The 25,782-nt window shown below is 64.2% G+C and carries 20 protein-coding genes; 12 read left to right on the forward strand and 8 right to left on the reverse strand.

Annotated features, from left to right (window positions below; translation table 11 throughout):
- Positions 1-301: 301 nt before the first annotated feature.
- On the reverse strand, positions 302-661 hold the full coding sequence (locus NO366_RS04360; RefSeq protein ID WP_256533102.1) for a hypothetical protein: 360 nt from the start codon (positions 659-661) through the stop codon (positions 302-304).
- A 151-nt stretch (positions 662-812) separates the two neighbouring features.
- Here NO366_RS04360 and NO366_RS04365 point away from each other — a divergent pair, with 151 nt between their 5' ends.
- Both NO366_RS04365 and NO366_RS04370 read left to right on the forward strand, forming a co-directional pair.
- A complete protein-coding gene (locus tag NO366_RS04365; protein ID WP_256533103.1) occupies positions 813-1,130 on the forward strand; it encodes a DUF5783 family protein in 318 nt (105 codons plus the stop codon).
- A 139-nt stretch (positions 1,131-1,269) separates the two neighbouring features.
- Complete coding sequence (locus tag NO366_RS04370; protein ID WP_256533104.1) at positions 1,270-1,626, forward strand: NifU family protein; 357 nt, start codon at positions 1,270-1,272, stop codon at positions 1,624-1,626.
- 1,195 nt (positions 1,627-2,821) lie between these two features.
- On the opposite strand, the gene NO366_RS04375 is transcribed toward NO366_RS04370, so the two are convergent.
- The 4 genes from NO366_RS04375 to NO366_RS04390 all read right to left on the reverse strand — a co-directional run bounded on the left by NO366_RS04375 (position 2,822) and on the right by NO366_RS04390 (position 6,228).
- Positions 2,822-3,721 (reverse strand): ketopantoate reductase family protein, encoded by a 900-nt coding sequence (locus tag NO366_RS04375; RefSeq protein ID WP_256533105.1) that lies wholly within the window; start codon positions 3,719-3,721, stop codon positions 2,822-2,824.
- Positions 3,722-3,825: 104 nt separating this feature from the next.
- Positions 3,826-4,158: a TFIIB-type zinc ribbon-containing protein gene (locus NO366_RS04380; RefSeq protein ID WP_256533106.1), complete on the reverse strand. Its 333-nt coding sequence runs from the start codon at positions 4,156-4,158 to the stop codon at positions 3,826-3,828.
- A 176-nt stretch (positions 4,159-4,334) separates the two neighbouring features.
- Positions 4,335-4,673, reverse strand: a complete 339-nt coding sequence (locus NO366_RS04385; RefSeq protein WP_256533107.1) for a TIGR04076 family protein — start codon at positions 4,671-4,673, stop codon at positions 4,335-4,337.
- 316 nt (positions 4,674-4,989) lie between these two features.
- Positions 4,990-6,228, reverse strand: coding sequence for a metal-dependent hydrolase family protein (locus tag NO366_RS04390; RefSeq protein WP_256533108.1), 1,239 nt, complete (start codon positions 6,226-6,228; stop codon positions 4,990-4,992).
- Positions 6,229-6,528: 300 nt separating this feature from the next.
- Here NO366_RS04390 and NO366_RS04395 point away from each other — a divergent pair, with 300 nt between their 5' ends.
- The 7 genes from NO366_RS04395 to NO366_RS04425 all read left to right on the forward strand — a co-directional run bounded on the left by NO366_RS04395 (position 6,529) and on the right by NO366_RS04425 (position 14,292).
- Positions 6,529-8,208: an ABC transporter substrate-binding protein gene (locus NO366_RS04395; RefSeq protein ID WP_256533109.1), complete on the forward strand. Its 1,680-nt coding sequence runs from the start codon at positions 6,529-6,531 to the stop codon at positions 8,206-8,208.
- A gap of 24 nt (positions 8,209-8,232) precedes the next feature.
- Complete coding sequence (locus NO366_RS04400; protein WP_256533110.1) at positions 8,233-9,189, forward strand: ABC transporter permease; 957 nt, start codon at positions 8,233-8,235, stop codon at positions 9,187-9,189.
- Complete coding sequence (locus NO366_RS04405) at positions 9,186-10,172, forward strand: ABC transporter permease (protein WP_256533111.1); 987 nt, start codon at positions 9,186-9,188, stop codon at positions 10,170-10,172. Before NO366_RS04400 ends, NO366_RS04405 begins: the two co-directional genes overlap by 4 nt.
- The gene (locus NO366_RS04410) at positions 10,169-11,209 is read left to right on the forward strand and encodes an ABC transporter ATP-binding protein (protein ID WP_256533112.1); all 1,041 of its coding nucleotides are present in this window, start codon (positions 10,169-10,171) and stop codon (positions 11,207-11,209) included. The genes NO366_RS04405 and NO366_RS04410 overlap by 4 nt, the downstream gene beginning before the upstream one ends.
- On the forward strand, positions 11,206-12,543 hold the full coding sequence (locus NO366_RS04415) for an ABC transporter ATP-binding protein (RefSeq protein ID WP_256533113.1): 1,338 nt from the start codon (positions 11,206-11,208) through the stop codon (positions 12,541-12,543). Before NO366_RS04410 ends, NO366_RS04415 begins: the two co-directional genes overlap by 4 nt.
- Positions 12,540-12,980, forward strand: coding sequence for an ester cyclase (locus NO366_RS04420; protein WP_256533114.1), 441 nt, complete (start codon positions 12,540-12,542; stop codon positions 12,978-12,980). Before NO366_RS04415 ends, NO366_RS04420 begins: the two co-directional genes overlap by 4 nt.
- A gap of 127 nt (positions 12,981-13,107) precedes the next feature.
- Complete coding sequence (locus NO366_RS04425; protein WP_256533115.1) at positions 13,108-14,292, forward strand: M24 family metallopeptidase; 1,185 nt, start codon at positions 13,108-13,110, stop codon at positions 14,290-14,292.
- 164 nt (positions 14,293-14,456) lie between these two features.
- Here the strand turns inward: NO366_RS04425 and NO366_RS04430 are convergent, their stop codons facing one another.
- The 3 genes from NO366_RS04430 to NO366_RS04440 form a co-directional block, all read right to left on the reverse strand.
- On the reverse strand, positions 14,457-15,494 hold the full coding sequence (locus NO366_RS04430) for an aldo/keto reductase (RefSeq protein WP_256533116.1): 1,038 nt from the start codon (positions 15,492-15,494) through the stop codon (positions 14,457-14,459).
- Positions 15,495-15,967: 473 nt separating this feature from the next.
- Complete coding sequence (gene polC / locus NO366_RS04435) at positions 15,968-21,067, reverse strand: DNA polymerase II large subunit (RefSeq protein ID WP_256533117.1); 5,100 nt, start codon at positions 21,065-21,067, stop codon at positions 15,968-15,970.
- 1 nt (position 21,068) lies between these two features.
- Positions 21,069-21,491: a PPC domain-containing DNA-binding protein gene (locus NO366_RS04440; protein ID WP_256533118.1), complete on the reverse strand. Its 423-nt coding sequence runs from the start codon at positions 21,489-21,491 to the stop codon at positions 21,069-21,071.
- A gap of 437 nt (positions 21,492-21,928) precedes the next feature.
- On the opposite strand from NO366_RS04440, the gene NO366_RS04445 reads away from it, so the two are divergent.
- The 3 genes from NO366_RS04445 (at position 21,929) to NO366_RS04455 (ending at position 25,772) form a co-directional block, all read left to right on the forward strand.
- Positions 21,929-23,680: an ABC transporter substrate-binding protein gene (locus NO366_RS04445; protein WP_256533119.1), complete on the forward strand. Its 1,752-nt coding sequence runs from the start codon at positions 21,929-21,931 to the stop codon at positions 23,678-23,680.
- Between the two features lie 92 nt (positions 23,681-23,772).
- The gene (locus NO366_RS04450; RefSeq protein ID WP_256533120.1) at positions 23,773-24,771 is read left to right on the forward strand and encodes an ABC transporter permease; all 999 of its coding nucleotides are present in this window, start codon (positions 23,773-23,775) and stop codon (positions 24,769-24,771) included.
- A 2-nt stretch (positions 24,772-24,773) separates the two neighbouring features.
- Positions 24,774-25,772, forward strand: coding sequence for an ABC transporter permease (locus NO366_RS04455; RefSeq protein ID WP_256533121.1), 999 nt, complete (start codon positions 24,774-24,776; stop codon positions 25,770-25,772).
- Positions 25,773-25,782: the final 10 nt, after the last annotated feature.

The raw sequence follows: 25,782 nt of genomic DNA on the forward strand, positions 1-25,782 counted from the left end.
GCCCTGAGGCCGGAAATCGAGCTACCGGGCAGAGCATACCCAGCCATCGGACGAACAATCCGATAGTCGCCGATCGGCTACGCCTGCCAGCGAAGGAGCAGGCACTCCGGCACTTCAGACCGCCATTACGAGGGCGTGACAGGTCCCGGAGCCGCATCCGTTGGACCGACACCATCGTGGACGTACCCGACGAACAGTGGACGGTCGCGACCATCGGAATCTCTTCACTCGACACTTATAGTAAATCGTATATCGCGATATAGAATGTGAGTGGGTACGATCCAGCGGGGCGTCCAGGCGCTCACACCTCGTCGAATTCGGCGCGAAACAGGCGACAGACGCCGATCGGGTCGGCGACGTCGGGAAGTTGCCGGTGCAGGGATTCGAGGTGCGACCGAAGTTTCGCCTGTAACTCCGCGCGCGTCGCGGCACGTAGAAGCGGGTCGGTCACGGCACACTCGCCAACATCGTACCGGAGTCGCAGCTCCCAGCACCGATGGACGCCTAGTCGAGCGTCCGGATCATCGGTGGTGACACTGACCAGTTCCAACGAAAAATCGCCATCGTCACACCGGATCACCACACGCCCCGGCGATACGGGTCCGACGGACCACCCCGGCGGGAGGAGTTCACCGGGAAACCCGTCCCACTCCAGTGACATGGGTCGACCGATGCCAGCAGTCTGAATGTGGGTTGGGCTTGCGCACGCAACTCGATGGGTAAACAAGTCGTAGTACTCGTCCGACAGCGAGGGGGATGATTGGGCCCGTCCGATCGTCCGACTTTTAGCCGACTGGTACGTCGAGACGGACATGGCCGACTTCGATCCGGAGAAATTCGAGGACAAGTACGCGAACTACTTCCCCGAACTCCAGCAGGCGTACAAGAACGCGTTCAATCGGATGAACGACCGGTACGATTCGCAGCTGGTCCACGCGATCGACCAGCAGGTGTTGAACGAGAGCGAACCGTTCTACGAGGGTGACGGGGAGTTCCGCATCGAATTACCGGATGATCCGTACGATCGGCTTCAGGGCGTCGTCGTCCCCCAAGAGAAGTTCGAGGACGTCCTCGAGGTACACGTCGAAGAGATCGAGTCGGAACTCCGACGCGTGTTCGGATTCGCCTGATCGGACGACTGGCCTATCGGAACACACGTCCAACCTGCCCCTGCTGACTGCCAAGAGCTCGAACCGACACCCGACTGTCCGACACCACCCGAACGGGAGCGACGGAAGGCCTAAGGAGGTTCGCGCCCAAGCAAATTCTATGAGCACGGAGACCCAGGAGGGAGACGACCTGGAAGAGCGCGTCGCCAACTTCCTGCGACGTAACTTCCCGCAGATTCAGATGCACGGCGGCAGTGCCGCGATACAGGACATCGATCGCGAGACGGGCGAGGTCTCGATCGCGCTCGGCGGCGCCTGCAGCGGCTGTGGCATCTCGCCGATGACGATCCAGGCGATCAAGAGCCGGATGGTCAAGGAGATACCGGAGATCACGCAGGTCAACGCCCACACCGGCATGGACGACGGTGGCATGGGAGGCGGCGGGATGAGCCCGTCGTTCCCCGGCGAAACCGTCGACGACGAGGACGACGACGAAGGCCCGCAGGCACCGTTCTAGGGTTCGGATCGGTACGGCGGCGTTTTGCCACGATCGAAATCAGCCGAGAGCGGCGCACTCGTGCGTGCGAGGACGATATTCTCGAACGAGTTGCGTATCGACGAGGGCGTTCACCAGCCGGCGAGTCGAACGACAACCAGCCTTGTAGTCGAAAGAAACCCCCGCGCCGAATTCCGTATCGTCGCATAGAGTGTATTCACACCTTCGGGTGACGAAATTCTCGCGCACGCACTCTCGACGTCTTCGAGACCGGCAGGGACGACGCAGCAAAGCGTGCGGCGATACGAGCGCTGATCAGAGAAGCGAGGGGAGCCGGCACAGGAGACCCGGAGAGATAGGAGGGGCCCACGTTGTGCAGGGAGTTTCTGCGATGCACGCAGGAGCTCGCCTTCGCGGCGCTCACGTGGCGGCTTCGTCCCACGGCATTGGCGGTCGGTTTCACCGGCCGCCCTCTCGACGAACCCCGGCATCCGCAAGAACGGAAGGACCCTTTTCAAGATCACGAGAGGGCTGTGGAGCGTTGGTATGTAGAACGTTGGTAACACGAACGGTTCGCGCGCGCGTGTGAAACACTACTACCGACCCACGTTACCACCGATCCACGGATGCCCCCAACCGGTACTGCGACCGTCGATCTTCCAACCCTGGGACCCCAGGATCGAGTCGGGCCGGATCCCGCACACCCGGGCGAACTAGACGCCAGTCGACCGATCAGCCGAGCACTCCGATCACGACGGTGCCGGCACGAGTACGAGACAGTTCGTCCGATAACCGATATCGGTCGGTCCCGTTCGCGATCCGCCCGTGTTCGCTTACGAGACCCTCGTCCGCGTCGGAGTCTGGTGATGTCGTTTCGCCCAGTATCGGCCGTACCACCCACCGTACCTGGTCTGGATCGTTGACACTGCCGTTGAGGTCCTCGAACAATCCGCAGGGAGCGGACCGATACCGGCCAGACGCGCAATCCACTTATATATTGAAGCGTATTCCACTATACCAAAATATGTGGCGAAGCGAACGACGGGTGAGACTGGAGTCGAATTCTGCCCACAACCGAAATTCGGCTGGCAGTACAGACCACGGGGGCCGAATTGGTCACTGACGGGCGGGTTCGACCGGAGAGGTGAACGGAGAACGCGGCGTTCGTCGATGATGGTACCCGACGGATTCGCGAGCAAGTACACCCGTGGCGTCGTTACCGGAGTCCGCGACCGGATTCCCAGGCTCTGATCGCGCCTGCCAGCGTCCGGTTCGTCGGCGTTTTCACGTCCACCTCTTCCGCACGGTCTACCACGTAGCCCGAGATGGCGTCGACTTCGGTTCGAGAGTCGTTTTCGACGTCCTGAAGCATCGACGAGCGGTTGTCGGCCGTGGCCGACGCGACGGATTCGAGCGCCGCCACTGCATCGTGATCGGCCAGTTCGACGCCGTCCGCACGAGCGACGCGCGCCGTCTCGCGGGCCGCCGAAGCGGCGATGTCGGCCGCCGGCGAGTCGAGAATCGCCCCGTTCTCGACCCGTGCGAGTGCGGTGATCGGATTGATCGCGGCGTTGACGGCGAGTTTACGCCACAGGCGACGGGGCATGTCCGTCGCGACGGTCGTCTCGATCCCGGCAGCGTCGAACGCCGCGCCCGTGTGATCGGCGAGCGGGTCGGTGCCCCCGTCGCGTGGCCCCACCACGAGGTGGCCGATCCCCGTACACTCGACGCGACCGGGCGCTACGAGCATGGCACCGTACGTTATCGTGCCGGCGAGGACGGGACAGTCTATGTGGGACGCGAGCGTCGCCTCGTTTCCCATCCCGTTCTGCAACGAGAGTGCGGCGTCGAACGATCCGGTCGCGAGCGTTCGGGCGGCGGCGTCCGTGTCGAACGCCTTGACAGCCACGACGGCGAGGTCAGCGGTGAGATCAGTGCCGTCGGTCGTGGCGGTCGGGGTGACGCGGACGTCGAGCTGCCCGTCGATCGTGAGGCCGTCCCCCTCGATCCGCTCGACGTGTGGATTTCGCCCGACGAGCGTCACGTCGTGCTCGCGCGCGAGCAGTCCCCCGACGAGACTGCCGAGACTGCCCGCTCCGAACACGACGATGTCCATACCGGAGCCTACCGCCCCCGATCAATAGAAGATTCGGTCGCGTCGCCCCGATCCGGCCCTGCCGGAGGGATTCGGTCCGTGGACGACGTAGCCCTCGAATCGACTCAGTCCTCGGTCCAGTACATCAGGTCTTCCTTCTCGGTGCCACAGTTGGGACAGATTCCCGGAAGGCCGTCGCTGAGTTCGCCCATCTCGCCGCAATTCGTACAGCGCCACATGAGTTCGGCCTCACCGAACGCCTGCCCGGAGCGGACGTGCTCGACCGACAGCGAGTCGATTCCCTCCCGCGTCGTCACGTAGAAGCCGTCGTCGTCCACGCCGCGAACGGTGCCCAGAGAGACCCCGCGTTCGTCGTAGATCGACTGCCCGAGGGCGATCTTCGACGCGTCCTCGACCGGGTCGGGATCAGCCGTCGTGACGTCACCTGCGTCTTCCATGGCCGATGGAACGTCGAACGGCCGGGTAAACCTCCACCCGGAGTGGGCAAGGAGAAGGGATGTTGCAGCGATCGACGCATCGGTCGTCGATCGACGGGTCTCGATATCGACTCCCTCCGTCGTGTCTAGTACCTACTCCGTCACGTTTCACCCGCTCCGCCGGTGTCCTGTCGGACCTACACGTCCTCGCCCGAGACGTCCCCGTGGTGGAATTCCCGCGTTCCAATGCGGGTGATCTCGAAGATGCCGCCGACGTTCGGATCGGGGCCGGCGACCCTCGCGTCCGTCGACATCCAGTCGTTGTCGGCCGATTCGCGTTGCTTGGCCGGGAGCAAGGGTAACAGCGACGACAGGGCGTACATCGAGAAGGTCTGTCCCTCCGGGAAGACGAGTTCTTCGCCGTGTACCTCGAAGTAATCTCCCACCTCGTAGCTGGCGACCGGATCGCCGGTTATCTCGACGCACTCGACCCGCAGATCGTACAGCGTGAACGCGTCGTCGGATGTGTCTGTCATGGATCGTCCACCTCTCGATGGGTCGGTGTGGTACTTTAACGCACGGGCTAGAGTCGGAACGGTCCGGTGGTCGAACGGTCGGCGCGGCCGATGCCGTCGGGGCGTTTCGACTCCCACAACGAGGGCGACAGCGGTTGAAAGAGGTCGGTGACGTTCGATGCCCTGGTCGGTGGCGTTCGATGCCCTGGTCGGTGGCGTTCGATGCCCTGGTCGGTGGCGTTCGATGCCCTGGTCGGTGGCGTTCGATGCCCTGGTCGGTGGCGTTCGATGCCCTGGTCGATGGCGTTCGATGCCCTGGTCGACGGCGTTCGGTGCGTTACACCACCGTATCGACGCGGTCGCCGCCCTTGTACACGGCGGCGACAGCGTTCCTGGTGGCGCTGATGTCGTCGAGGGGGTTCTCCTCGAGGGCGACGAGGTCGGCCCGTCGGCCGGGTTCGACGGCGCCGATCGAGTCGTCCTCGATGGCGGCCGCCGCGACGCTCGTCCCCGCTTTGAGCGCGTCCATCCGGCTCATACCGGCCTGCTCGACGAGCAGTTCGAACTCGATCGCGTTGTCACCGTGTGGGTGCAGGTGTGAACCGTTACAGTCGGTTCCGAGGGCGACGGGGACGTCCGCCTCGTAGGCACGGATCACGGCGTCGGCGTGTTTGTCGACGTAGTCTTTCCCTTTCTGGACGTGGTAGTCCGGCAGATCGTGATCCTCACCCTCGTAGGCGAGACGGTAGATCGCGCTGAGCGTGGGGACGAGGACGGAGCCGTGTTCCCTCGCGAGGTCGACGCCCTCGCCGTGTTCGTCGAAGCCGATCGCGTGTTCGATCGTGTCGACCCCGTTCCGGATGGCGGCGTTGATGCCGGCCGCGCCCTGAGCGTGGGTGGCGACGGGGACGCCGAGTCGGTGGGCCTCCTCGGTGAAGACCTCGATTTCGGCGTCTGTGTAGTGGACGTGGTCGGGTGAGTCCTTCTGCGAGGCCATGCCGCCGGTCGTCATGATCTTGACGACGTCGATTCCGTCCCTGAGTTCCTGGCGGACCTTCTTTCGACACTCCGGAACCCCGTCTGCCAGCACGCCGAGCATGCGCTCGTGTTCGACCCACTCGTGGGGGAGCTGGTGGGTGTCGACGTGACCGGCCGTCTGGGAGAACGCCCGCCCCGCCGCGTAGATGCGGGGGCCGGGAATCTCGCCGGCGTCGACCGCATCTCGAAGCCCAACAGCAGAGCCGCTACCGAGGTCCCTGACGCTCGTAAAGCCCGCCTCGAGAAGTCGACGCAGATCGGCACTCGCCAGGGCCGTCTTGTAGGCCCTGTTCGTCCCGATCCGTTCCATCGGCTGGAACGAACGGGTTCCTTCGAGATGGATGTGCGCGTCGACGAATCCGGGCGTGACGACCCGGTCGGAGAGATCGACTCGATCCGCGCCGTCGGGGGTTTCGACCGCAGATCTGGGTCCGACCGCCCGAATCGTTCCGTCCTCGACGACGACGAGGGCGTCTTCGACGGGGTCGTCGGCCAATCCGTCGATCAACGTTCCACACTGAAAGACAGTTACAGCCATGCTGCTGTCCATCGAGGGCCCCCAAGTAAAGTTCCATCTGAACGTGATTCGTCGTCACGTGCCAGAGTAGCACATCAGCGGACATCGATCGTGTCGAACGACGGTATCTCGCTGTTGAACGCTGCCCCCGACCGTCGACGGGCACAAGTGACCTCGATTTTATGATAGTATGCGACATTGTATAAAGAGTGTGAAATAAAGTCCCTCGGAATAACAAATATTGCGGCGTAGAACGGTCAGCGGCGGAAGGATTTTAACCCTCCAAATATACCGGATGAGCAGACTGTGGGAGAGAAAACCATGGGAAATGACAGCGATATTCTCGACGGAGATCCCGAGATCACGACTGACGAACTGAGCGGTCCGGTGATCGACCGACGCACGACGATGAAACTTCTCGGTGTCGCCGGACTCACCGGGCTGGCGGGCTGTACCGGCGGAGATGACCCCGATGACGGAGGGTCGGGCGGAAGCCCGCAACAGGGCGGAACCCTCTCAGCCGGATGGAACGTCGGGCAATTCGACCAGATCGATCCGCACTACTCGACGTCGACGTACCGAACCCAGCTTCTGGGGAACATCTTCAGCGGACTGGTCGAGATCAAATCCGACTACACCGTCCAGGGCGACCTCGCAACGGACTGGGAAGTGACGGACGGCGGGCAGACGATCACGTTCACGCTCGTCGAAGACGCGACCTTCCACAACGGTGACGACTTCACCGCCGAGGACGTGAAGTACTCCTTCGAACGCGTCATCGACAACGAGACACCGCACACGAGCAAGTTCTCGTCGCTCCGTCCCGTAGATGACGGCGGCATCACGACCAACGGCGAGTACGAACTCGAACTCAACTTCAGCGAGGCGTTCGCTCCGATTCTCGTCTTCCTGACGCCCGACCTCGGAAACGCGGGGGCGATCGTCAGTCAATCGGCCATCGAGGAGCAGGGCGAGGATCAGTTCAAGATCACGCCGGTCGGAACGGGGCCGTTCCGCGTCGCCGAACACGAGCTCGGATCGACACTCGTACTCGAAGCGCACGACGGGTACCACAAGACGGACGACGACGGCGAGGCACTCCCGTACCTCGACACGATCGAGCTCGAACCGCTCGCCGAGGCGACGACGCGGACGAACGCGATCACGAGCGGCGACGTGAGCTTCGTCAACTGGGTCCCCTCCTCGCAGGCGCCCAGCCTCGAGAACAGTCCGGAAGTCACGGTCGAGGACGTCCTCGGCGTGAACTTCGGCGGTCTCGCGTTTAACACCAGAACCGAACCGTTCGACTCCCGGGACGTCCGCGTAGGAATCGCCAAGGTCATCGACCGCGACCGGTACGTCGAGAGTGCCTTCCGGGGGCTTGCGGTTCCGGATACGGGCATCTACAGTCCGGCCCACGAATGGGTGTACCGCGACGAGTACGGGGAGTCGGCCGATCAGAAGCCGCCCACGCAGCGCTACGACCTCGAGGGGGGACGCGAGCTGTTGTCGGACATCGAACCCCCGAGCGATCCGATTACGATCATGATCGGACCCCCGAACGCTCGAAAAGGGCGCGTCCTGCGAGGGATTCTGAACAACGCCATCGGCGACCTCGGCTGGGAGTTCGAAGTCGAGAGCTTCGACCAGGCGACGATCTTCGAGCGCCTCAGCCAGGGGCAGTTCGAGTGCATCCCCTTCGGGAACAGCGTCGCGCCGGATCCGGACGAGTTGACCCACGGCGTGTTCGGACCGCTCGAGACGACGAACAACTTCTGGGGATACGAAGGTGTCGCCGACCTCGCCGTCGAACAGCGGACCCAGCTAGACCGCGAAGAGCGAAAGCAGACACTCTGGGAACTCGAAGACAACGTCATCGAAGACGCACCGTACGCCCTGTGTGAACACGAGCAGGTGCTATCGGCCCACCGTGACGACGTCAACGGGTACACTCACTACGGGTTCGTCATGCGGTTCCGCGACGTCTGGCTGGACGGCTAACGACTCGATCGTTCCTCCATCACAATGAAGAAATACGTACTCAAACGTCTCATCCACGCCGTTTTCATCATGTGGCTCGTCGCGACGACGCTCTTTTTCGGATTGCGAGCGGTTCCCGGCGGCCCCGCCTACGCGATCCTCGGTCGCGATGCGAGCCAGGAGAACGTCGAAAACCTGCGAGAACAGCTCGGGTTGACCGATCCGATCCACGAACAGTACGTCGACTGGCTGGTGAACCTCGTACAGCTCGACCTGGGGTCGAGCCTCAGCACGGGGCAAGCGGTGGCCGACGTGCTGCTGACCGCGGCGCCCAAGACCGTCTCGATCGGAATTCTCGCCATCGGTATCGGGCTGGCCGTGGCGATACCCGCAGGCATCGTCAGCGCCACGCGACGCGGCGAACTGCCGGATACGATCGGAACGCTCGTCGCGTTCCTCGGACTCTCCGCGCCGGCGTTTTTCATCGGCATCGTCCTGATGGTCGTCTTCGGGGTGTGGTTCGACCTGCTCCCGGTCTTCGGATACACGCCGATCTCGGAGGGGCCGATCCGCTGGTTCCAGAGTATCATCCTGCCGGCCACGGCGGTCGGCCTCCCGTACGCGGCGATCATCATGCGAATGATGCGTTCGTCGCTGCTGGACGTGCTCAACGAGCCGTACATGAAGTCGGCACGGGCCAAGGGGATCGACAAACGGGTCCGTCTCTTCAAGCACGCGCTCCAGAATGCGCTCATCCCGGTCGTGACCGTCGCCGGCGTCCAGCTCGCGGTCATCGTCGGCGGGAGTGTCACCGTCGAGATCGTCTTCGGCATCCGCGGGATGGGGCGAGTGATGGTCGACTCGCTCACCACCCGCGACTATCCGGTGACGCAAGGCGCCATCCTGCTCATCGCGTTCGGTCTCATCATGATCAACTTGCTCGTCGATATCCTGTACACGATCATCGATCCGCGAATCGGCTACGACGGAGGGAACCGATGACCGACGACGGCGGTGACGCAGCCGAGTACGCCGCGTCGGGCGTCGAGATCCCACCCGAGTATCGAGAACGAGAGTACGTCGAGACACACCGACCGCTCTGGCGCCGGTTCGTCGCCGGCGTCCGGACGGACTGGCTTCGCACCCTGAGCGCAGGGTTCATCCTCGGCGTGATCGTCGTCGCGATCTTCGCCCCGGAGATCGCTCCACACGACCCGGACGCCACGTTCGGCCTCTTCCAGGAGCCGAACACCTACTCCGAGATGGACTACGACTACGACGGGACCGTAGAGCGTACGTGGCACCCGCTCGGAACTGATTCGTACGGCCACGACATCCTCTCGCGCATCATCTTCGGGACGCGAGTGTCCCTGTTGGTCGCACTCGCGACCGTCTCGTTCGCGTTCGTCGTGGGAACGACGATCGGCCTGCTCGCGGGCTTTTACGGCGGGTGGATCGACTCCCTGTTGATGCGATACATCGACTTCCAGTGGGCGTTCCCCGAGATCGTCCTGGCCATCGCGATCATCGCGTTCTCGGGCGGGATCGGCGTGTGGAACGTCATCATCGCCATCGGCATCGCGTACGTCGACGACTTCGCCAGGCTGGTCCGCGGCGAGGTGCTCTGGATTCGCGAAGAGGAGTACATCAAGGCCGCCCGCTCGATCGGGATGCCCGATCGACGGATCATGAGCCGCGAGATCCTCCCCATGTCGATCGGCCCGATCGTCGTCCAGGCGACGGTTCTGCTCCCGCTGGCCATCCTCTGGGAGGCGAGCCTCTCGTTCCTCGGACTCGGCGTGAAACCGACCACGCCGACGTGGGGACTGCTCATCGCCGACGGCCGGGACTTCATCGTCGAGGCCTGGTGGATCGCGATGATGCCCGGACTCGCCATCATGTTCACCGTCCTCGCGTTCAACATCATCGGTGACGGATTGCGCGACGCCTTCGACGTCCACGAAGGGGAGGGGATCGAACGATGACGCTGGTAGAGGTCGAGAACCTGCAGACGCACTTTCACACGGACCGTGGTATCGTACGCGCCGTCGACGGGGTGGACCTGGCGATCGGTGAAGGCGAGATCGTCGGCCTCGTCGGCGAGAGCGGCAGCGGAAAGAGCGTGCTCGCCGAGAGCATGATGGGGTTCATCGACGAACCGGGCGAGATCGTGAGCGGGGACATCCGACTGGCCGGGGATTCACTCCCCGTCGACTCGGAAACGCAAATGCAGTCGATCAGAGGCGATCGGATATCCATCATCTTTCAGGACCCGATGAACAGCCTCAATCCGACGCTATCGGTCGGCGAGCAGATCGCTGAAGCGGTCAGACTCCACCAGGACGTCGGCGAGTCCGTCAGTCTGTCCGCGGAGGTAAAACGGCGCATCTTCGGCGCCGTCACGGACAGCGAGTCCTGGCGTCGCGCCATCGAGATGCTGGAGACGGTGAAGATACCGGAACCCTCCAGTCGGGCGGCGGACCTGCCCCACCAGTTCTCCGGCGGAATGCGACAACGCGCGGCCATCGCGATGGCACTGTCGTGTGAACCCGACCTGCTCATCGCCGACGAGCCGACGACGGCGCTCGACGTGACGGTCCAGGCCCAGATCTTAGACGAGTTGCGTCTGCTCAAGGAGGAGTTCGACACATCGATCCTGTTGATCACGCACAACCTGGCGCTCGTCGCAGAGACGTGCGATCAGGTCAACGTGATGTACGCTGGCGAGATCGTCGAGCGGGCCGACGCGCAGGAACTGTTCGACAACCCACAGCATCCCTACACGCAGAGCCTGCTCGAGACCATTCCCAGGCTCGACGATCCCGAGCGATCTCTGACGGCGATTCCCGGCTCGATCCCGGACCTCATAGACATCCCGTACGCGTGTCACTTCGCGCCGCGGTGTCCGGAAGCGACGGAAGCGTGTTTCGAGACGCCGCCGGACTTTCGCTCCGTCGGCGAGGACCACGACGCCGCCTGTCTGTATCGCGGCGTCGAACAAGACCACCAGCACCCACAATGAGTCAGACAGCACATCCACCGAGCGACGACGGGCCGCTGCTCGAAGTGAGCGGCCTCCGAAAGCACTTCGTCCAGAACGACGACTTCCTCGACCGCCTGTTCGGCGACGCGGAGACCGTCAAGGCGGTCGACGGGGTCGATCTCACCGTCGACGCCGGCGAGACCGTCGGCATCGTCGGGGAGAGCGGGTGCGGAAAGAGCACGCTCGCGGAGACCGTGGCCCGGCTCCAGAACCCGACGGACGGCACCATCCGGTACAAGGGGACCGCCCTCGAGGAGCTCTCGGGTCGAAAGATGAAGCCGTACCGACGGGAGATCCAGATGATCTTCCAGGACCCCCTGTCGTCGCTGCACCCCCGGCAGACGGTCGGGGAGATACTGACGGCGCCGCTGGAAGTCCACGGAATCGGTGACAGCGACGAGGAGCGCCTCGATATCGCGAAATCGCACATCGAACGCGTCGGACTCGACCCGAGCCACCTGGATCGGTACCCGAACCAGTTCAGCGGGGGCCAGCAACAGCGGATCGGAATCGCCCGCGCGCTAACGCTCGAACCGGAATTGATTATCGCAGACGAACCGGTCAGCGGCCTGGACGTGAGCGTGCAGGCCCAGATCCTGTCGTTGCTGAACGACATCCAGTCGGAACTGGGGATCTCGATCGTCTTCATCGCCCACGACCTCTCCGTCATCCGATACGTGGCCGACCGTGTCGCGGTCATGTACCTCGGCGAGATCGTCGAGCGAGCCCCGACGGACGCCCTCTTCGAGGATCCAGCCCACCCCTACACGAGGGCACTGCTGTCGTCAGTCCCCCGGATCGAACCGGAGAAGCGGACCGACCGCATTCGCCTCCGCGGAACGGTTCCCTCGCCGCTCGATCCACCGAGCGGCTGTCACTTCCACCCCCGCTGTCCGGCCGTCATCCCGCCCGACGACTGGCCGGGCGACCAGGAGGCGTTCCGGGCGGGCCTCGAGTTCCGCAAGCAGTTACGCGTCGAAGAGATCGACCTGGACGCGCTCCGGGGCCGTCTCGACGCGTCGACCGAACGGATAACCGATGCCGACCTCCGCGACGAGTTGATCGCCGAGACGCTGTCCGTCCCGCTCGACCGACTCCCCGTGCCGGCCAGGGAGAGCGTCCAGGAGGCCGCGACTGCCGTCGTAGACGGAGAGGCGGAACGGGCGGCGTCGCTGCTCGCGGACCGGTTTTACACGCCCTGTGAGGAGCGGAAACCGGAGACGGTCGAGCCGACGCCCGGACACCGCGTCGCGTGTCACCGCGTCGATCCCGACGCGCCGGGCGACCCGAACCGGCCGGAGGGTGACCGGTGACGGGGTCCTCGACGGGCGACGAGCGCTTCGATCACCTTCGGGCGTTTCTGTACGCCATGTTCGACGAGGACGGCGTCCCGGACCTCGAGGCGTTCTGTACCGACTCGTTTCGACTGCACGACGGCGACGCCACGGCGACGAGGGACGAACTGGCGGCGAACCTTCGCGAGTCCGGTGACGTGTTCGATAAGCGCGTCGAGGACGTTCACGGGTTCGGCTGCGACGACTGGGCCGCCGCCCGGTTGGTGCGGACGTACGAACAGCACGGAACGCACCTCGGTGTCGAACAGTACGGCACGGCGGCGCGGTTCACGGCGACACTCATGGCCCGGTTCGACGGCGAGTCGATCGACGAACTGTGGGTCGACAACGACGCGCTCGGCTTGCTCCAGCGGCTCGACATCGTGGACCTGCCGGCGGAGGACGAACCCGAATGACCACCGAGTCACACGGCTGCCTCCGGGCACACGGCCGCCTTCGAGCACACGGCCGCCTCCGAACGGGAGTCGCTGTGATCGCGCCACCGGGAGGACCCACGGAGCGGTCCCCGCGGAAGCGTTTGGTATGACGGACCGCCGAGACCGGATCGTCGACGCCGCGTCCGCGCTCGACGCGGACGGGTACCTCGTCGACGCCAGCACCCGGTCGGCCACCCAGCACTATCTCGCCGGTTTCGACGCCGGCGAACCGTTCCTCTCGCTCGTGACTGCGGACGGGATCGCCCAGCTCTTCTGGGGCGTCGATCACGAAACCGCGAGAACGGACGGACTCGCGGACGACGTCTACCGAGGGAGCGACTTCGGGTACGACGGCTACGGCGACGCCGACGCGCGAAATCGCGTCGCCCGTCGGTTCGTCGACCACCACGACGTCGGTTCCGTGGCCGTACCCGATCGGTTCCCGCTCGGGACGGCACGCACGATCGAGCGCATCGCTCGGGTCGACGTGGTCGAGTCGGATCCGATCGCCGACCTGCGGGCGCGGAAGTCACCCGCCGAATGCGAGGCGATACGGGCGGCCGCCGGCGCGGTCGACGCCGCTCACGAACGCGTCGCGTCGGCGCTGGCCGCGGCAGCCGTATCGGACGGGCGACTGACGCTCGGCGGCGAGCCCCTCACCGGCCGATCCGTCGAACGACGAATTCGCGAGGCCGTCCTGGCCGAGCACTGCACGCTCGCCGACGCGGTGGTGGCCAGCGGGCCGGACGCCGCGAACCCACACGGCAGCACTGACGGGGCCCTCGGTGCCCGCGTTCCGATCGTCGTCGACGTCGTGGCCCGACACCGAGACAGTGGCTACCACGCCGACGGCTGTCGAACGTTCGTCGTCGGCGAACCGCCCTCGATCGTCCGCGACAGGCACGAAACGGTCAGGAACGCGCTCGACGAGGTCGCGTCGGTGCTCCGACCGGGGGTCGCCACCGCCGCCGTGAACGACACCCTCTGTGCGTTCTTCGAGGAGCGAGGGTTCGCCACGCCCCGAACCGATCCGGACGCCGAGGCCGGCGTCCTGCACTACATGGCACACGGCGTCGGACTCGACGTTCACGAGCGACCGCTGTGTACCCCGGACGGTGACGGCGTCGTAGAACGGGGACACGTCCTCGCGGTTGAACCAGCCGTGTACGGGCCCGACTGGGGCGGAGTCCGTATCGAGGACGTGTTCGCGATCACCGAAGACGGCTGTCGACGACTGAGTACATCCGATCGCGACCCGGAACCGCGCCCATCGTCCCGCAGCGACGGGTGACGACGCCTCCGCGGTCGACGACCGGACGCGTGGCCGGTCGCTCTGTGTCGATCCGCCCTGGCATGGCGCCAGCCACTCCTCGGTACGGTTGGCAGTCTCTCCTCTGTACGGTTGGCAGCCACCCCTCGTTCGGGTTGGCAGTCTCTCCTCGGTACGGTTGGCAGTCACTCCTCGTTCAGATTGTACTTCATGATCCGGGCGTGTTTTCCGGTCCCCCGTTCGAGGTCGTACACCCCGCCGGGCAGTTCGTCGAGGTTCGACCGGGCGTCCTCGATGCGGCGGTGATCCGCCTCGTCCAGGGAGAACTCGAGCGTTCGGAGGTTGTCGTCCAGGTGGGAGGTGTCTCGGGCTCCGACGATGGCCGCACAGACCTGGGGTCGTTCGAGGATGTACCGCGTGGCCACGTTCGCGATCGAGACGTCGTGTTTGTCGGCGATGGACTCGACGGTATCGAGCAGGTCCTGGTACGGGCCCCACCCGCCGGCGTCCTCGATGACGAGCTTGTACTTCGTCAGCGACCGGTTCTCGAGTGTCTCGGCCGCGCCCGGGTCCGGTTCACCGTGGTATTGCCCGGTGAGGAATCCGCCGGCGAGCGTCCCGAAGCACAGCATCTGAACGCCTTCCTCCCGGCAGCACTCGACCAGGTCCCGTTCCGGGCGGTCGTCGAGCAGCGAGTACTGGACCTGGTTGCTGACGACGGGGACGCCGGCGTCGAGCAGTTCTCGCAGGTGCGAGACGTCGAAGTTCGTCACGCCGACGTGGCGTATCTTCCCCTCGTCGTGCAGGTCGGCGAGGATCTCGGCCGTCTCGACGTAGTTGTCGACCGAGAAGTCCCACCAGTGAAACTGGACCAGGTCCAGCGCCTCGACGCCGAGGCGCTCGCGCGAACGATCGATGATCTGTTCGACGTAGGAGCGATCCACGGTCTCGAGTCGACCCCGGTCGGGGACGAACTTCGTGTGGACCTGGACGGGCGCGTCCTCGCCGCGCTGGCGGCGGTACTCCGCGCGGAACTCGCCGATCAGTTCCTCGACGCCGGTGTAGATGTCGGCGCAGTCGAACGTGGTGATGCCGGCGTCGACGAACGCGAACATGTCGTCGATCGGCGTCGCGCTCTTGTCGTCGCTGTGGCTCTCGGAGAGTTGCCACCCTCCTTTCAGAATCGGCGAGACCTCGTAGCCGTCCGTGAGTTCGCGTCTCATGTGCGCCAAATTCGCACACCACCACTTATCTCTGGCGCGTGGGCGCTCACCGGGTCCGAACACCGGCGTCCCGATTCGGATACCAGCGAACAGACCAGTACGGTGATCTGGGGGGAACGACCCGGGAGCAGCGCGGATTAGTGCGTGCACGGTTCGGAGGAAACGAGATACGGAGCGAGCGTAGCGACGTGAGAATATCGGACGCGCGAACGAGGAGGGACAGCGAGGCCGAGCGATAGCGAGGCCTCGAGTGGTGAACGGCGACCTGCGGGAGCCGTGAACAGCGACCCGTGAGCGCCGAAGGTGCGGGAACCGCGGAACAGCGAGTGAAGAGGACCGGCCTGTGAACGAAATGTGTGAGAACCGCGAGCGAAGCGAGCGGGCCGACGAGCGACCAACGGGAGCGAGGAGGCTTTTCATCGAAGTTTTCCCGAGGGCGCGACGTCGTCGCGCCCGCAGAGGAAAAGTTCGTTCTACATGAAGTCCTCGATGCCGGACTGCTTGTTCTTGTCGTTTTCGAAGATACTCTCCAAGGATTTCTCGAGGACTTCGAGGCGCTGTTTGGTGTAGTCGCGACAGCCGAACTCCTCGGCGACCCTGATGGCGGTGTCCATGTACTTGTTCACCGAGCCCTCGTGGACGGTCAGGTTGACGTTGCCGCCGCACTCCCGGCAGACCTCGGTCAGGGGCATCCGGCGGAACTTCTCGCCGCAGTCGAGACAGCGCGTCTCCTGGCGCGAGAAGGCCCGGAGGTTGCCGATCAGGTCCGGTAGGAAGTGATACTCGATGACGCGTTCGGCGACGTCGGTCTCGTCGACGGCCCGGAGTTTGCGCGAGATCTCGAGCTGGGCATCCATCTTGTCCATCATCGAGCCCAGCGTCTTGTACGCCGAGAGGTCGGGCCCCATCGCGATGTCGGTCGTGTCGTGGGTGTGCTCGAAACCGGTGTATTCGCCGTCGGTCCCGAGCGTATCCTCGCCGATTTGGATGTCGACCTCTCCCGGATCGGCCATCTCGAGGCTCGCCTCGTAGAACTCGCGGGGGTAGCGCGAGACGATGTCCATGTTGTGGGCCTCGTCGTCGATCTCCGAGGGATCGATTCGCGAGGACATAACCAGCGGGGCGTCCATCCGCCCACCGCGTTTGTCCGGGAGGAAGGCTTTGCTAAAGTTCAACAGTCCATCTAACAGGAGCATCACACAATCTTCGTCCCCGTCGCACTGGCCGACGAACAGGTCGTTTGCGACGAGTGTGTTCGTTTCGTCGACGGTGAGACAATACGTGTACTCAATATCACTCTCTACGATTTCGGTAGAGACGACTTCGTCAAGCCATATATCGCCTCCATCGGCGAACAACCGCTGGGTACGGACCTCTGTCGTCTCGAGAACGTTCTCCAGCGAACGTTGTTTCCGATCCAGGTGGAAGCCAATCTGCTCTGCAAAGCGTTCAGCATTCTGCGACGTGATTTTGAGAACGGTCGATTCAAATTCCGGTACTATTTCCTTGTCTTCGTAGTATTCCGCAACCACTCCGGTAGATGGACAGCGAGTCTCCTGATACGTCTTCATAGCGATTCCAAATCGCTTGAGGGCAGCTACGAGGTCCGACGCAAGTTCGTCGCTCACCGTGTGTGCTCGAATATCGATCCGGTCACCTGACGTGCTCCCATCGCCACTAAAGTAAGATGAGAGGAACGCCCGGAGGAGTGGACGTGGACTGTCGATGATACAATCTGGAATGCATTTCTCGTCGGCTGCCGAACCGACGCCGAGCACGTCCGAAAAGAGGGTAGAAACAAGGCGGCTCGATACCGTCACTTTCCATTCGTTTTCCTCGAAGGCATCAACCGATAGCGCATCGTCGAACGTGCCGATAATCACGTCGCGAGCGGCACGGTCTGGTATGCAGATGGTTGTTTGATAGAACGAACCTTCCTCTTTCCGTGTAAACCCTTCTGCGGCGTAATACCCAAGCAGAGTCGCAACTGCTTCATCGACTTCGAAGTGGCGTTGAATAGTTGCCGTATCCCGTTTAACACCGAGAGATGCGTCGTCAGGGACGAGTTCGAGAATCTCATCCCGAGAGAAGAGATCGAGGAGTGGACCGACAGGAATGCTGTCCCGATTGACCCAATTATAGACAGTTGATTGGGATACGTTCAGTTCCTGGGCAACGGGCTTGAGATACGCTTTTGCAGGAGTCGCGCGGTCGAGTAATTCCTTGATCCGGTCGGATCCGAGTCCGCGAACGACCAGTGACTCGCTTGGGAGCGAATCAATCTCGATGAATGCATCGAGCAAGTCGATCGTGGTATCGGCCCCGTCAAACTCAATCTTCTTTGGAGTGGGCAGTTCGTCTCCCGTCGAAAGAGAACGGGCATCTATTGCTTCCAGTCCGGACGGAGTCCACCGACGGAACGTGTGATCGGGTGTTACCGTCAACGACCGCCCGCTTCTCGTCTCGACTTCGATCAAATGATCAGGGGCTGGATGTTTCGAAATTGCTTCGACAGGGCGCGTGGATGTCGTACCGTCAACGGCGACCGACGGAACTGATACTCCGTCAACCTGTTGAACGAGGGCGCCAAAGTCGTCTTCTTGGGGATTCGTTAACCGGGACTCCACAATCGATTCGATCGAATTGTGTCGCCATCTCTCGTTTTCATCGCCAATCCACAGCTTTGTCTCAGGGTGGAAACAATTGCGTCTTTTTGCCGCGTGGAAGTACGGGTGTGCATACCCCACCGCCGCGCTCGTAAAGCCGATCACGCGGCCGACGGTCGCGGCGCTGGTATGTGGCGCCATCCCGAAGACGAGTTCGCCGACGAGTTCGTCGCGACCCTCGAGTTCGTAGTAGGGCTCTAGCCCGTAGTACTGTTCTAAGAGGTCGTCGATGAAGTCGGCGGTCTGCAGCATGTGCTCTGCGGCGCCGTCGGAGAGGACGAGGTCCTGGACCTTGAGCTCGACCAGCTGGTCCTCGTGAGTGAGCGACTGGCCGTGGATGTCTTCCTCGTAGCCGAGCGCCTCGAGTTGGCCGACGGTGACGTCGAGTTCGCTTGCACGGACGGATGTCACCGGGAGGTCGGTCATGTCGTAGCGGACGGTGCCGTCTTTGAACGAGGAGACGTCGTGTTTCGCCCGGAGGATGCCCTTCTCGATGGGTTCTGGGAGTTTGTCCGTCGAGGTGAGGCCCTTGACGCCTTTCAGGATGTCGTAGGCGTTCTCGCGCTCGCCGACGGACTCGAGGGCGTCCCGGTAGGCCGCGTTGAGGTCGATCGGTCGGGGCTCGACGCAGGTTGCGGTTTTCTCACAGCGGTCACACTCGACGCGACCCGCCTCGTCCGGCCGGATGCGTTCGTCGCACGACGGACAGCGGTAGTCGGGTTCGGTGCGGGCATCACACTCCGGACACCGATGGTCGTAGGATTCAGTGTCACACTCGGGACAGCGGGTGCGCCCGACCTGGATCTCGACGACGCCGGGCGTGTCCGACATGGTGTCCGCGTGCGACCCGGCCTTCGCCATATCGCGCTGGGCGCCGCCGGCCTCGCCGATGGGAAAGAGCGTGTGGACGGCGGGGCTCATGTCCCGGCTCTCTGACTTCTCCGGGCGACCCATCCGGTTGCCGACGCGCGTCGGCGCTCGCTCGCGGATCTCGAACGGCGCGACCTCGGTGACGGCCTCGACAGCGTTGTCGCCGGGTTCGGCCGTCCCCCACGTGCGTGCATGTTCCGAGAGATCGTCGTCGGCCCAGTCGCGCTCGATGCGGCCGGTCTTCGTGATTCGACAGCCCAGCGAGCGGACGAACGGGCGCGGGTCGTCGATTTCGATGTGGTCCTCGCGCTGCCGGTGCTCGATCACGATCGTCTCGAGCGCCGCGCGCGTGGCGTCTGTGTGGTCGAGTTCGAGCACGGGACCCGCGTCGGTGTCCTCGATCCGACCCGCGGCGACGGCGGCCGCCAGGTCGCAGAAGGCCTCGACCGAGAGGTCGTGCCAGAGGTAGGTGTAGGCGGGGTGCAGCGGCGCGTCGTAGGTCTCGGCCCACTCCAGCGCGCGCTCGACCGTCGGGTGTTCGAGGTCGATCGCCGGGTCGTCTCGCAGCGCCTGTACGTCGGCGCCCGCAGCCTTCAGATCCTGTATCCACCACTCGGGGACGTACGAAGCGGGCGCGAGTGGGTGGTTGTTCTCGACGAACTCGCCGTAGTTGACGAGGTACTCGCCCAGATCGAGGATCTTCTCGACGCCGTTTCTAAGTTCGAGGGCGACCTCGGGGTCGTCGATCTGCCGGACGTCGCCGTTGGCCAGCTTGACCGTCGGTCCCTCGATCGAGTCGACGGGGACGACGCCCGCCGCCTTCCCCGGGCGCTCGGTCTTGATCTGGGTCCCCGTCGCGAGGAAGTCGTCGAGCAAGTGCATCGCGGCCGGGTGGACGCCCGCGGTCGCGAACCCGTGATTGCGCGCACGGCCGTATCGCAGGCGAAACCCGCCTTCCGCACAGGGGTGCGAGAAAACCGGCCGGCCGGCGATCAGGTCCCGCAGGAACTTCGTCGACTCCTCGACGCGCTCGGGGCCGTCGAAGTCGACCGCTTCGGCCGGAGCGTCGTCCTCGGATTTCGTCGCCGCCTCGTCGTCACTCGGGTCGTCCTCGTCGCTGTCACCTCCCTCATCGCCGTCACCGTCTGCGTCGTCCGCCTCACCGTCCGCCTCGACCGCCCCATCGTCCGCGTCGTCGAAGTAGGTGCCGTCGATCAGGTCCTGCAGCCAGGGCCAGTCGACTTCGTCCAGCTGGGACGTGTATCGCTGTATCTTCGGCGCCTTGAGCGCGATCCCTTCCGCGAGGACGAGACACATCCCGCCGCGGGCGGAGTTGGTGTCGACGCGTTCCAGGTCGCGAAAGCCCGAGACCTCCTCGTCGCCGGTGGCCTCGCCGTCCAGCATGATCGGGAGGTTCTTCGCGATGAACTTCGTCTCCGCGTCCTTCGGCGTGTACTGGAGGCCCGTCTCGGAGTCGTACAGCGAGATCTCCTCGGCGTAGCGCTCGATCTCGTCGTCGCGGGCCTGGTAGGTTTCGAGGCCAACCAGTGCGCGCGTGTAGTCGGCGACGAGGACCGAGAGTGCCTGGGCGGTCCCGCCAGCAGATCGGATCGGCCCGGCGTAGTAGACGTTGACGAACTCCGTGCCGTCGCTATTTTCGAGGAACTCGACGCGGTCGATGCCCTCGATCGGTGCCGCGACGACACCCTCGGTAAGCAGGGCGACCGCGGTGCGGACCGCTCCTTCGACCTTGCCCGCCTTCGTCTCGTAGTCGCCAACGCGACCCTCCGCGAAGTCGACCGCGAGTTCGAGCGCGGCTTCTTCCCTGCTCATCTCGCCTTCCAGTTCGCGGACGCGCTCGGCCACGCCGTCGATGCCGAGGATGTTCTCGACGCGGTCGGCCATGTCGCGCGCGACCGGAATCTCGACTTCAGGTTCCGGATCGCCGCCGCGAGAGCGAGCGCGCTCGGCGACGTCGAGCGCCTCGTCGAGTTCGGCCTCCAGCGACTCGAAGTAGCGTTCGTCTTCCGCCCGCATGTCAGAGCGGCCAGAGATCGAGGTCGGTCGTCTCGTCGTGTTCGCGTTCGAGCGGCGTGTCGAACGCGCGCATATAGACCTCGCCGGCGAAGACCGTCGCGGCGTTGAGGTGGCCGGCGATCGACTCGCCGTCGGGACGCGAGAGGACGGCGTGCGTGTGGGCGAATCGCTCGCCGTCGAGAGAGGAGACGTTACCGACGCAGCTCGCCACCTCGAGTTCCTCGTCGAACGTGATCGGGTCGTAGGATTTCTCGTCCTGGTCGTAGAACCAGAGTTCGGCGTCCTGGACGGCGCCCAGCGCCGTGAACCACGCCGCGTCCGCGTCGACGTCGGCGGCGAGTGCTTCGATCTCCGCTCGCCAGTCCGCCCCCGTCTCGAGTCGGGCGACGTACTCGCCCGCGGTCTCGACCGATCGGTAGTGCATGGGAACAGTCACCCGCGCAGGGTGGAAAAAGTCTCCGCTTGGACTCCAGCCGACGGAACGGAGTCCGTCCGAGTGCGTCGATCGGGGTCCGTTCGTCCGGATGCGTTCGTTCAGATACCTTCACCCGGGGCGGACGAGACACCGAAGCGGTGGGTGGCGGGAGGGGCGTCGATACGCCGATCGGCTGCGCCGGGTCGTCGTGACGAGTTCGGCGGCGGTAGCCACCGATTACCGACGTGAGACGGCTCGATTGCGCCGGTGAGGGTGCGAAACTGTGCGTGATCGGGCAACCGTGCAGACCACCGGACGGCCGCCGCAGTACGCCCGGCGTACCCGGGAGAAGTCTCGCGTTTACCGTCCGTTTCTAAAATTACGGATTCGATACACCTTGAGTAATAATATCATATATAAGACCATCGATGTTGGGAGTGTGTGGCATGGTACGTCCGACAACGGTGTCGCGGCGGCGGCTGCTGGCCACCGGCGCGGCGGTCTCAGGTGCTGCGGTCGCTGGTTGCATCGGTGGAGACGGGAACGGCAGTGGTCCCGGTGATGGCGACGGGCTCGTCGACCCGGAAGACTTCCAGTACGATCGCGAGGAGCCCGACGACGAGGAGGCGGTCCGGGACAGCGAGATTCACTACACGCAAGAACAAGCACGTGCCGAGGACTTCGATCCGATCGTCTCGAACGACGCCTACAGTTTCCAGGTGTTCACCCAGGTGTTCGACGGGTTGTACGAGTACGACGACGGCCTCGGCCTCACACCCAAGCTGGCGACTGGCGAGCCAGCGGTCGAGAACGACGGGACCCGGTTCGTGTACGAGATCGTCGACGGGGCGGAGTTTAGCAACGGCAACCCGGTGACCGCGGCGGACGTCGAACACTCGTTCATCGCTCCCGTCCTGGAACAGACCGAGAACGCGCCGACCTACAGCGTCATCGAGTCGACGGAGGTCGTCGACGACCGCACTCTGCAAGTCGACCTGGCCGAGCCGTTCGGTCCGTGGCAGATCATGACCCAGGCCGTCACCGTCGTCAGCAAGGAAGACCGCCTGACCGACGTCGAGGCGTACGACGAGGCGACGCCCGATACCATCGAGGCGGCGCCCGACGCGGTGACCGAGTACGTCGACACGGCGTACAACGACGATCCGGTCGAGAACACGATCGGGAGCGGGCCGTTCGAGTTCGAGTCGTTCGAACTCAACGGACCGGCTACGCTCGTTCGCCGGGACGACTACTGGGGCGACCCGACGCCGTACCTGCAACGGGTCACGTTCGAAGCCGCTGCGGATCCGTCGAGCCGCGTCAGCCAGATCCAGGCGGACGATACGGACGTCATCTCGGGAATCCCCGACAACACGTGGCCGGAACTGGATCAGGACGGGATCCGTCGACACATGAGCGAGAGTCCCTCGTACATGTACCTGGCGTTTAACTGTACGGACGAGGCCGACACGAGTTCGCCCGAGGTGCGCCGGGCCGTCTGCCAGTCGTTCTCGATGCAGGACTTCGTCGAGACGAACGCCTCGAACACCGCTCAGCCCATCACGACGCCGGTCCCGCCGATCACCAACGAACAGTGGGGCTTCCCGATGGACGAGTGGAACGACGAGTACTACCCCGAGTACGATCCCGACAACGCCGAGTCGCTGCTCAACGAGCACGCACCCGACGACTTCAACCCGACGATCATCTGTCCGGAGGGGATTCGCGCGGATCTCGCCGAGCGCATCGCCACTCGCCTCGACGAACTCGGCTACGGTGCCCAGGTGCAGGTGCTCGACTTCGGCACGCTGGTGGATACGTACGTCACCGGTAACCCGGACGACTACGAGATGTACCTGCTGGGCTGGACCGGCGGCCCGGATCCGGATACCTACCTCTACAACCTCTTCCACGAGGATTCAGCCGGGTTGAATCAGGGCCACTTCTACGAGGGGAGTGATACGTTCCACGAGAACATCCTCGCCGCGCGCCAGACGGCAGACCAGGAGGAGCGCTACGACCTCTACGAGCCGGTCCTCATCGAGATCCTGGAGGAGTTGCCGGCACTCCCGGCGTTCACTCAGCACAACACGATGGCGGCCGGCACGCACGTCAAGGACCTCCACGCCCACCCCGACGTCAGCACAAACCCGCAGCTCGCCCGCGAGTACGGGAACGTCTGGGTCGACGACTCGTGAGGGGCAGATCGGGGCGACGGTCGTGATTCAGACGAGAGAGCGACGATCCGATCGACGACACACGACACGACTCACAGACACGCTACCAACCAATGGGACTCCTACGCTACACGCTGTTCCGGTTCGCACAGGCGATCCCGGTGCTGCTCGGCATCACCGTAATCCTGTTTCTGTTCATCAACATGACGCCGGGCGATCCGATCCGGATAATGACGGCCGGCCAGGAAGTCTCGGAGGCACACCTCGCGTACTTAGAGGAGCGCTACGGACTGGATCGGCCAATATACATCAGGTACTGGGACTACCTGTCCGGGTTCCTCACGGGCGACCTCGGACGGAGTATCCACTACGACCGGCCGGTCAGCGAGGTCATGTTGAGCCGCGTCGGTCCGACGCTGTTGCTGGTGCTCTCGGCCTTCCTCTTCGCCATCGTGACGGCAATTCCGCTCGGCATACTCGCGGCGAAGCGGCGGAACCAGCCGGCCGACCACGTCTCACGGGTCGTGGCGCTCTTCGGCGTGAGCACCCCGTCGTTCTGGATCGGCATCATGCTCATCATCATCTTCGCCGTCCAACTCGGCTGGTTCCCCTCCGCGGGACTGGTCATGCCGTGGGACGCCCCCAGCGACGCCGGCCTGTCCGGCTACTTTTGGCACATGGTCGACGTTCTCCATCACCTGTTCCTGCCGATGATCGCGCTGGGAACCCTCCAGATGGCGACGATCATGCGGGTCGAACGGACGCAGATGATCGGCTCGTTGCAGGGCGAGTACGTCAAACTCGCCCGGGCCTACGGCGTCTCGGAGCGGACGATCCTTCGCAAGCACGCCTTCCAGGTCGCCCAGCTCCCGGTCATTACGCTGGTCGGGCTGGGACTGTCGACGGCGCTTGGCGGCGCCGTGTTGACCGAGACCGTCTTCAACATCAACGGGATGGGACGCCTGCTCATCGACTCCATCCAGCAGAAAGACTACCAGGTCGTGATGAGCGTCGCGACGGTGCTCGCGGTCATCTTCGTCGTCGGCGTCATCATCACGGACATCGCGTACGCGTACGTCGACCCGCGCGTCACCTACGGGGAGGGTGAGTGACGATGGCGGCCTCCAGCGAATCTCAGGTCGAAGGCGGTGACGGCGCACGCGGCGAAGTCGCGGCGAAGACGTGGCGCGACACGCTCGGCCGGATCAAACGCGACACGACGGCGCGGTGGGGGTTGTACGTCATTGGTGTCGTACTGGTCGTCGGCCTCTACGCCTTCGTCGACACGTACCTGTCGACGCTCACCTTCGGCGCCCTGGACAGCTACACGATGGCGGAGGCGATCCCGTTCTTCGAGCACCCGGAACACCTCCCCGCACCGGGCGAATCGCAGCCGAACCAGCCGCCATTCTTCCACGTCGACGGCTCCGTCGAGTACCCGCTCGGGACGGACCCGGAAGGGCGCGACTACTTCACGAGACTGGTGTACGGGAGCCAGGTGTCGGTCAGCGTCGGGATCGCCGCGACGCTGCTCGGGACCGTCGGCGGGACGATCGTGGGCGCGGTATCGGGATACTACGGCGGCCGGGTCGACGACATCCTGATGCGCAGCGTCGAGACGCTCTACGCGATCCCGGGGCTGATCCTGATCATCGTCTTCACCGAGTTCGCGAGCGGCGGCGAACGGAACATCCAGTTCGCGATCATCGGCGTCTCGCTGACGACGATCCCGATCTTCGCCCGGATCATCCGCTCACGCGTTCTATCGGTCCGCGAGATGGACTACATCGAGGCCGCGCGGGCGGCCGGCGTGACGGACCGCTACATCATCGCAAAACACATCATCCCGAACAGTTTCGCACCGGTGCTGGTCTACGCGACGCTCGAGATCGGCGTCGTCATCCTCATCGTGGCCGGACTCTCGTTCCTCGGCTACGGCGCCCAGCCGCCGACGCCCGACTGGGGGCGAATGCTCGCCCAGTCGCACCGCTACATGCACTCGAACATCTGGCTCTCGATCTGGCCGGGACTCGCGATCGTATTCACGATTATGGGATTCAACCTCTTCGGCGACGGGCTCCAGGACGCCCTCGACCCGCGAATCGACGACTGACACCAACAGA

This window comes from Halovivax cerinus (genome assembly GCF_024498195.1).
GTDB lineage: Archaea > Halobacteriota > Halobacteria > Halobacteriales > Natrialbaceae > Halovivax > Halovivax cerinus.

What these genes read in the sequence shown, in the direction of transcription:
- NO366_RS04410 (WP_256533112.1), top strand. Translation starts at nt 10,169, where the DNA reads ATGACGCTGGTAGAGGTCGAGAACCTGCAGACGCACTTTCACACGGAC.
- NO366_RS04365 (WP_256533103.1), top strand. Translation starts at nt 813, where the DNA reads ATGGCCGACTTCGATCCGGAGAAATTCGAGGACAAGTACGCGAACTAC.
- NO366_RS04375 (WP_256533105.1), bottom strand. Translation starts at nt 3,721, where the DNA reads ATGGACATCGTCGTGTTCGGAGCGGGCAGTCTCGGCAGTCTCGTCGGG.
- NO366_RS04455 (WP_256533121.1), top strand. Translation starts at nt 24,774, where the DNA reads ATGGCGGCCTCCAGCGAATCTCAGGTCGAAGGCGGTGACGGCGCACGC.
- NO366_RS04415 (WP_256533113.1), top strand. Translation starts at nt 11,206, where the DNA reads ATGAGTCAGACAGCACATCCACCGAGCGACGACGGGCCGCTGCTCGAA.
- NO366_RS04450 (WP_256533120.1), top strand. Translation starts at nt 23,773, where the DNA reads ATGGGACTCCTACGCTACACGCTGTTCCGGTTCGCACAGGCGATCCCG.
- NO366_RS04440 (WP_256533118.1), bottom strand. Translation starts at nt 21,491, where the DNA reads ATGCACTACCGATCGGTCGAGACCGCGGGCGAGTACGTCGCCCGACTC.
- NO366_RS04395 (WP_256533109.1), top strand. Translation starts at nt 6,529, where the DNA reads ATGGGAAATGACAGCGATATTCTCGACGGAGATCCCGAGATCACGACT.
- NO366_RS04400 (WP_256533110.1), top strand. Translation starts at nt 8,233, where the DNA reads ATGAAGAAATACGTACTCAAACGTCTCATCCACGCCGTTTTCATCATG.
- NO366_RS04430 (WP_256533116.1), bottom strand. Translation starts at nt 15,494, where the DNA reads ATGAGACGCGAACTCACGGACGGCTACGAGGTCTCGCCGATTCTGAAA.
- NO366_RS04390 (WP_256533108.1), bottom strand. Translation starts at nt 6,228, where the DNA reads ATGGCTGTAACTGTCTTTCAGTGTGGAACGTTGATCGACGGATTGGCC.
- NO366_RS04360 (WP_256533102.1), bottom strand. Translation starts at nt 661, where the DNA reads ATGTCACTGGAGTGGGACGGGTTTCCCGGTGAACTCCTCCCGCCGGGG.
- NO366_RS04385 (WP_256533107.1), bottom strand. Translation starts at nt 4,673, where the DNA reads ATGACAGACACATCCGACGACGCGTTCACGCTGTACGATCTGCGGGTC.
- polC (WP_256533117.1), bottom strand. Translation starts at nt 21,067, where the DNA reads ATGCGGGCGGAAGACGAACGCTACTTCGAGTCGCTGGAGGCCGAACTC.
- NO366_RS04445 (WP_256533119.1), top strand. Translation starts at nt 21,929, where the DNA reads ATGGTACGTCCGACAACGGTGTCGCGGCGGCGGCTGCTGGCCACCGGC.
- NO366_RS04425 (WP_256533115.1), top strand. Translation starts at nt 13,108, where the DNA reads ATGACGGACCGCCGAGACCGGATCGTCGACGCCGCGTCCGCGCTCGAC.
- NO366_RS04380 (WP_256533106.1), bottom strand. Translation starts at nt 4,158, where the DNA reads ATGGAAGACGCAGGTGACGTCACGACGGCTGATCCCGACCCGGTCGAG.
- NO366_RS04370 (WP_256533104.1), top strand. Translation starts at nt 1,270, where the DNA reads ATGAGCACGGAGACCCAGGAGGGAGACGACCTGGAAGAGCGCGTCGCC.
- NO366_RS04405 (WP_256533111.1), top strand. Translation starts at nt 9,186, where the DNA reads ATGACCGACGACGGCGGTGACGCAGCCGAGTACGCCGCGTCGGGCGTC.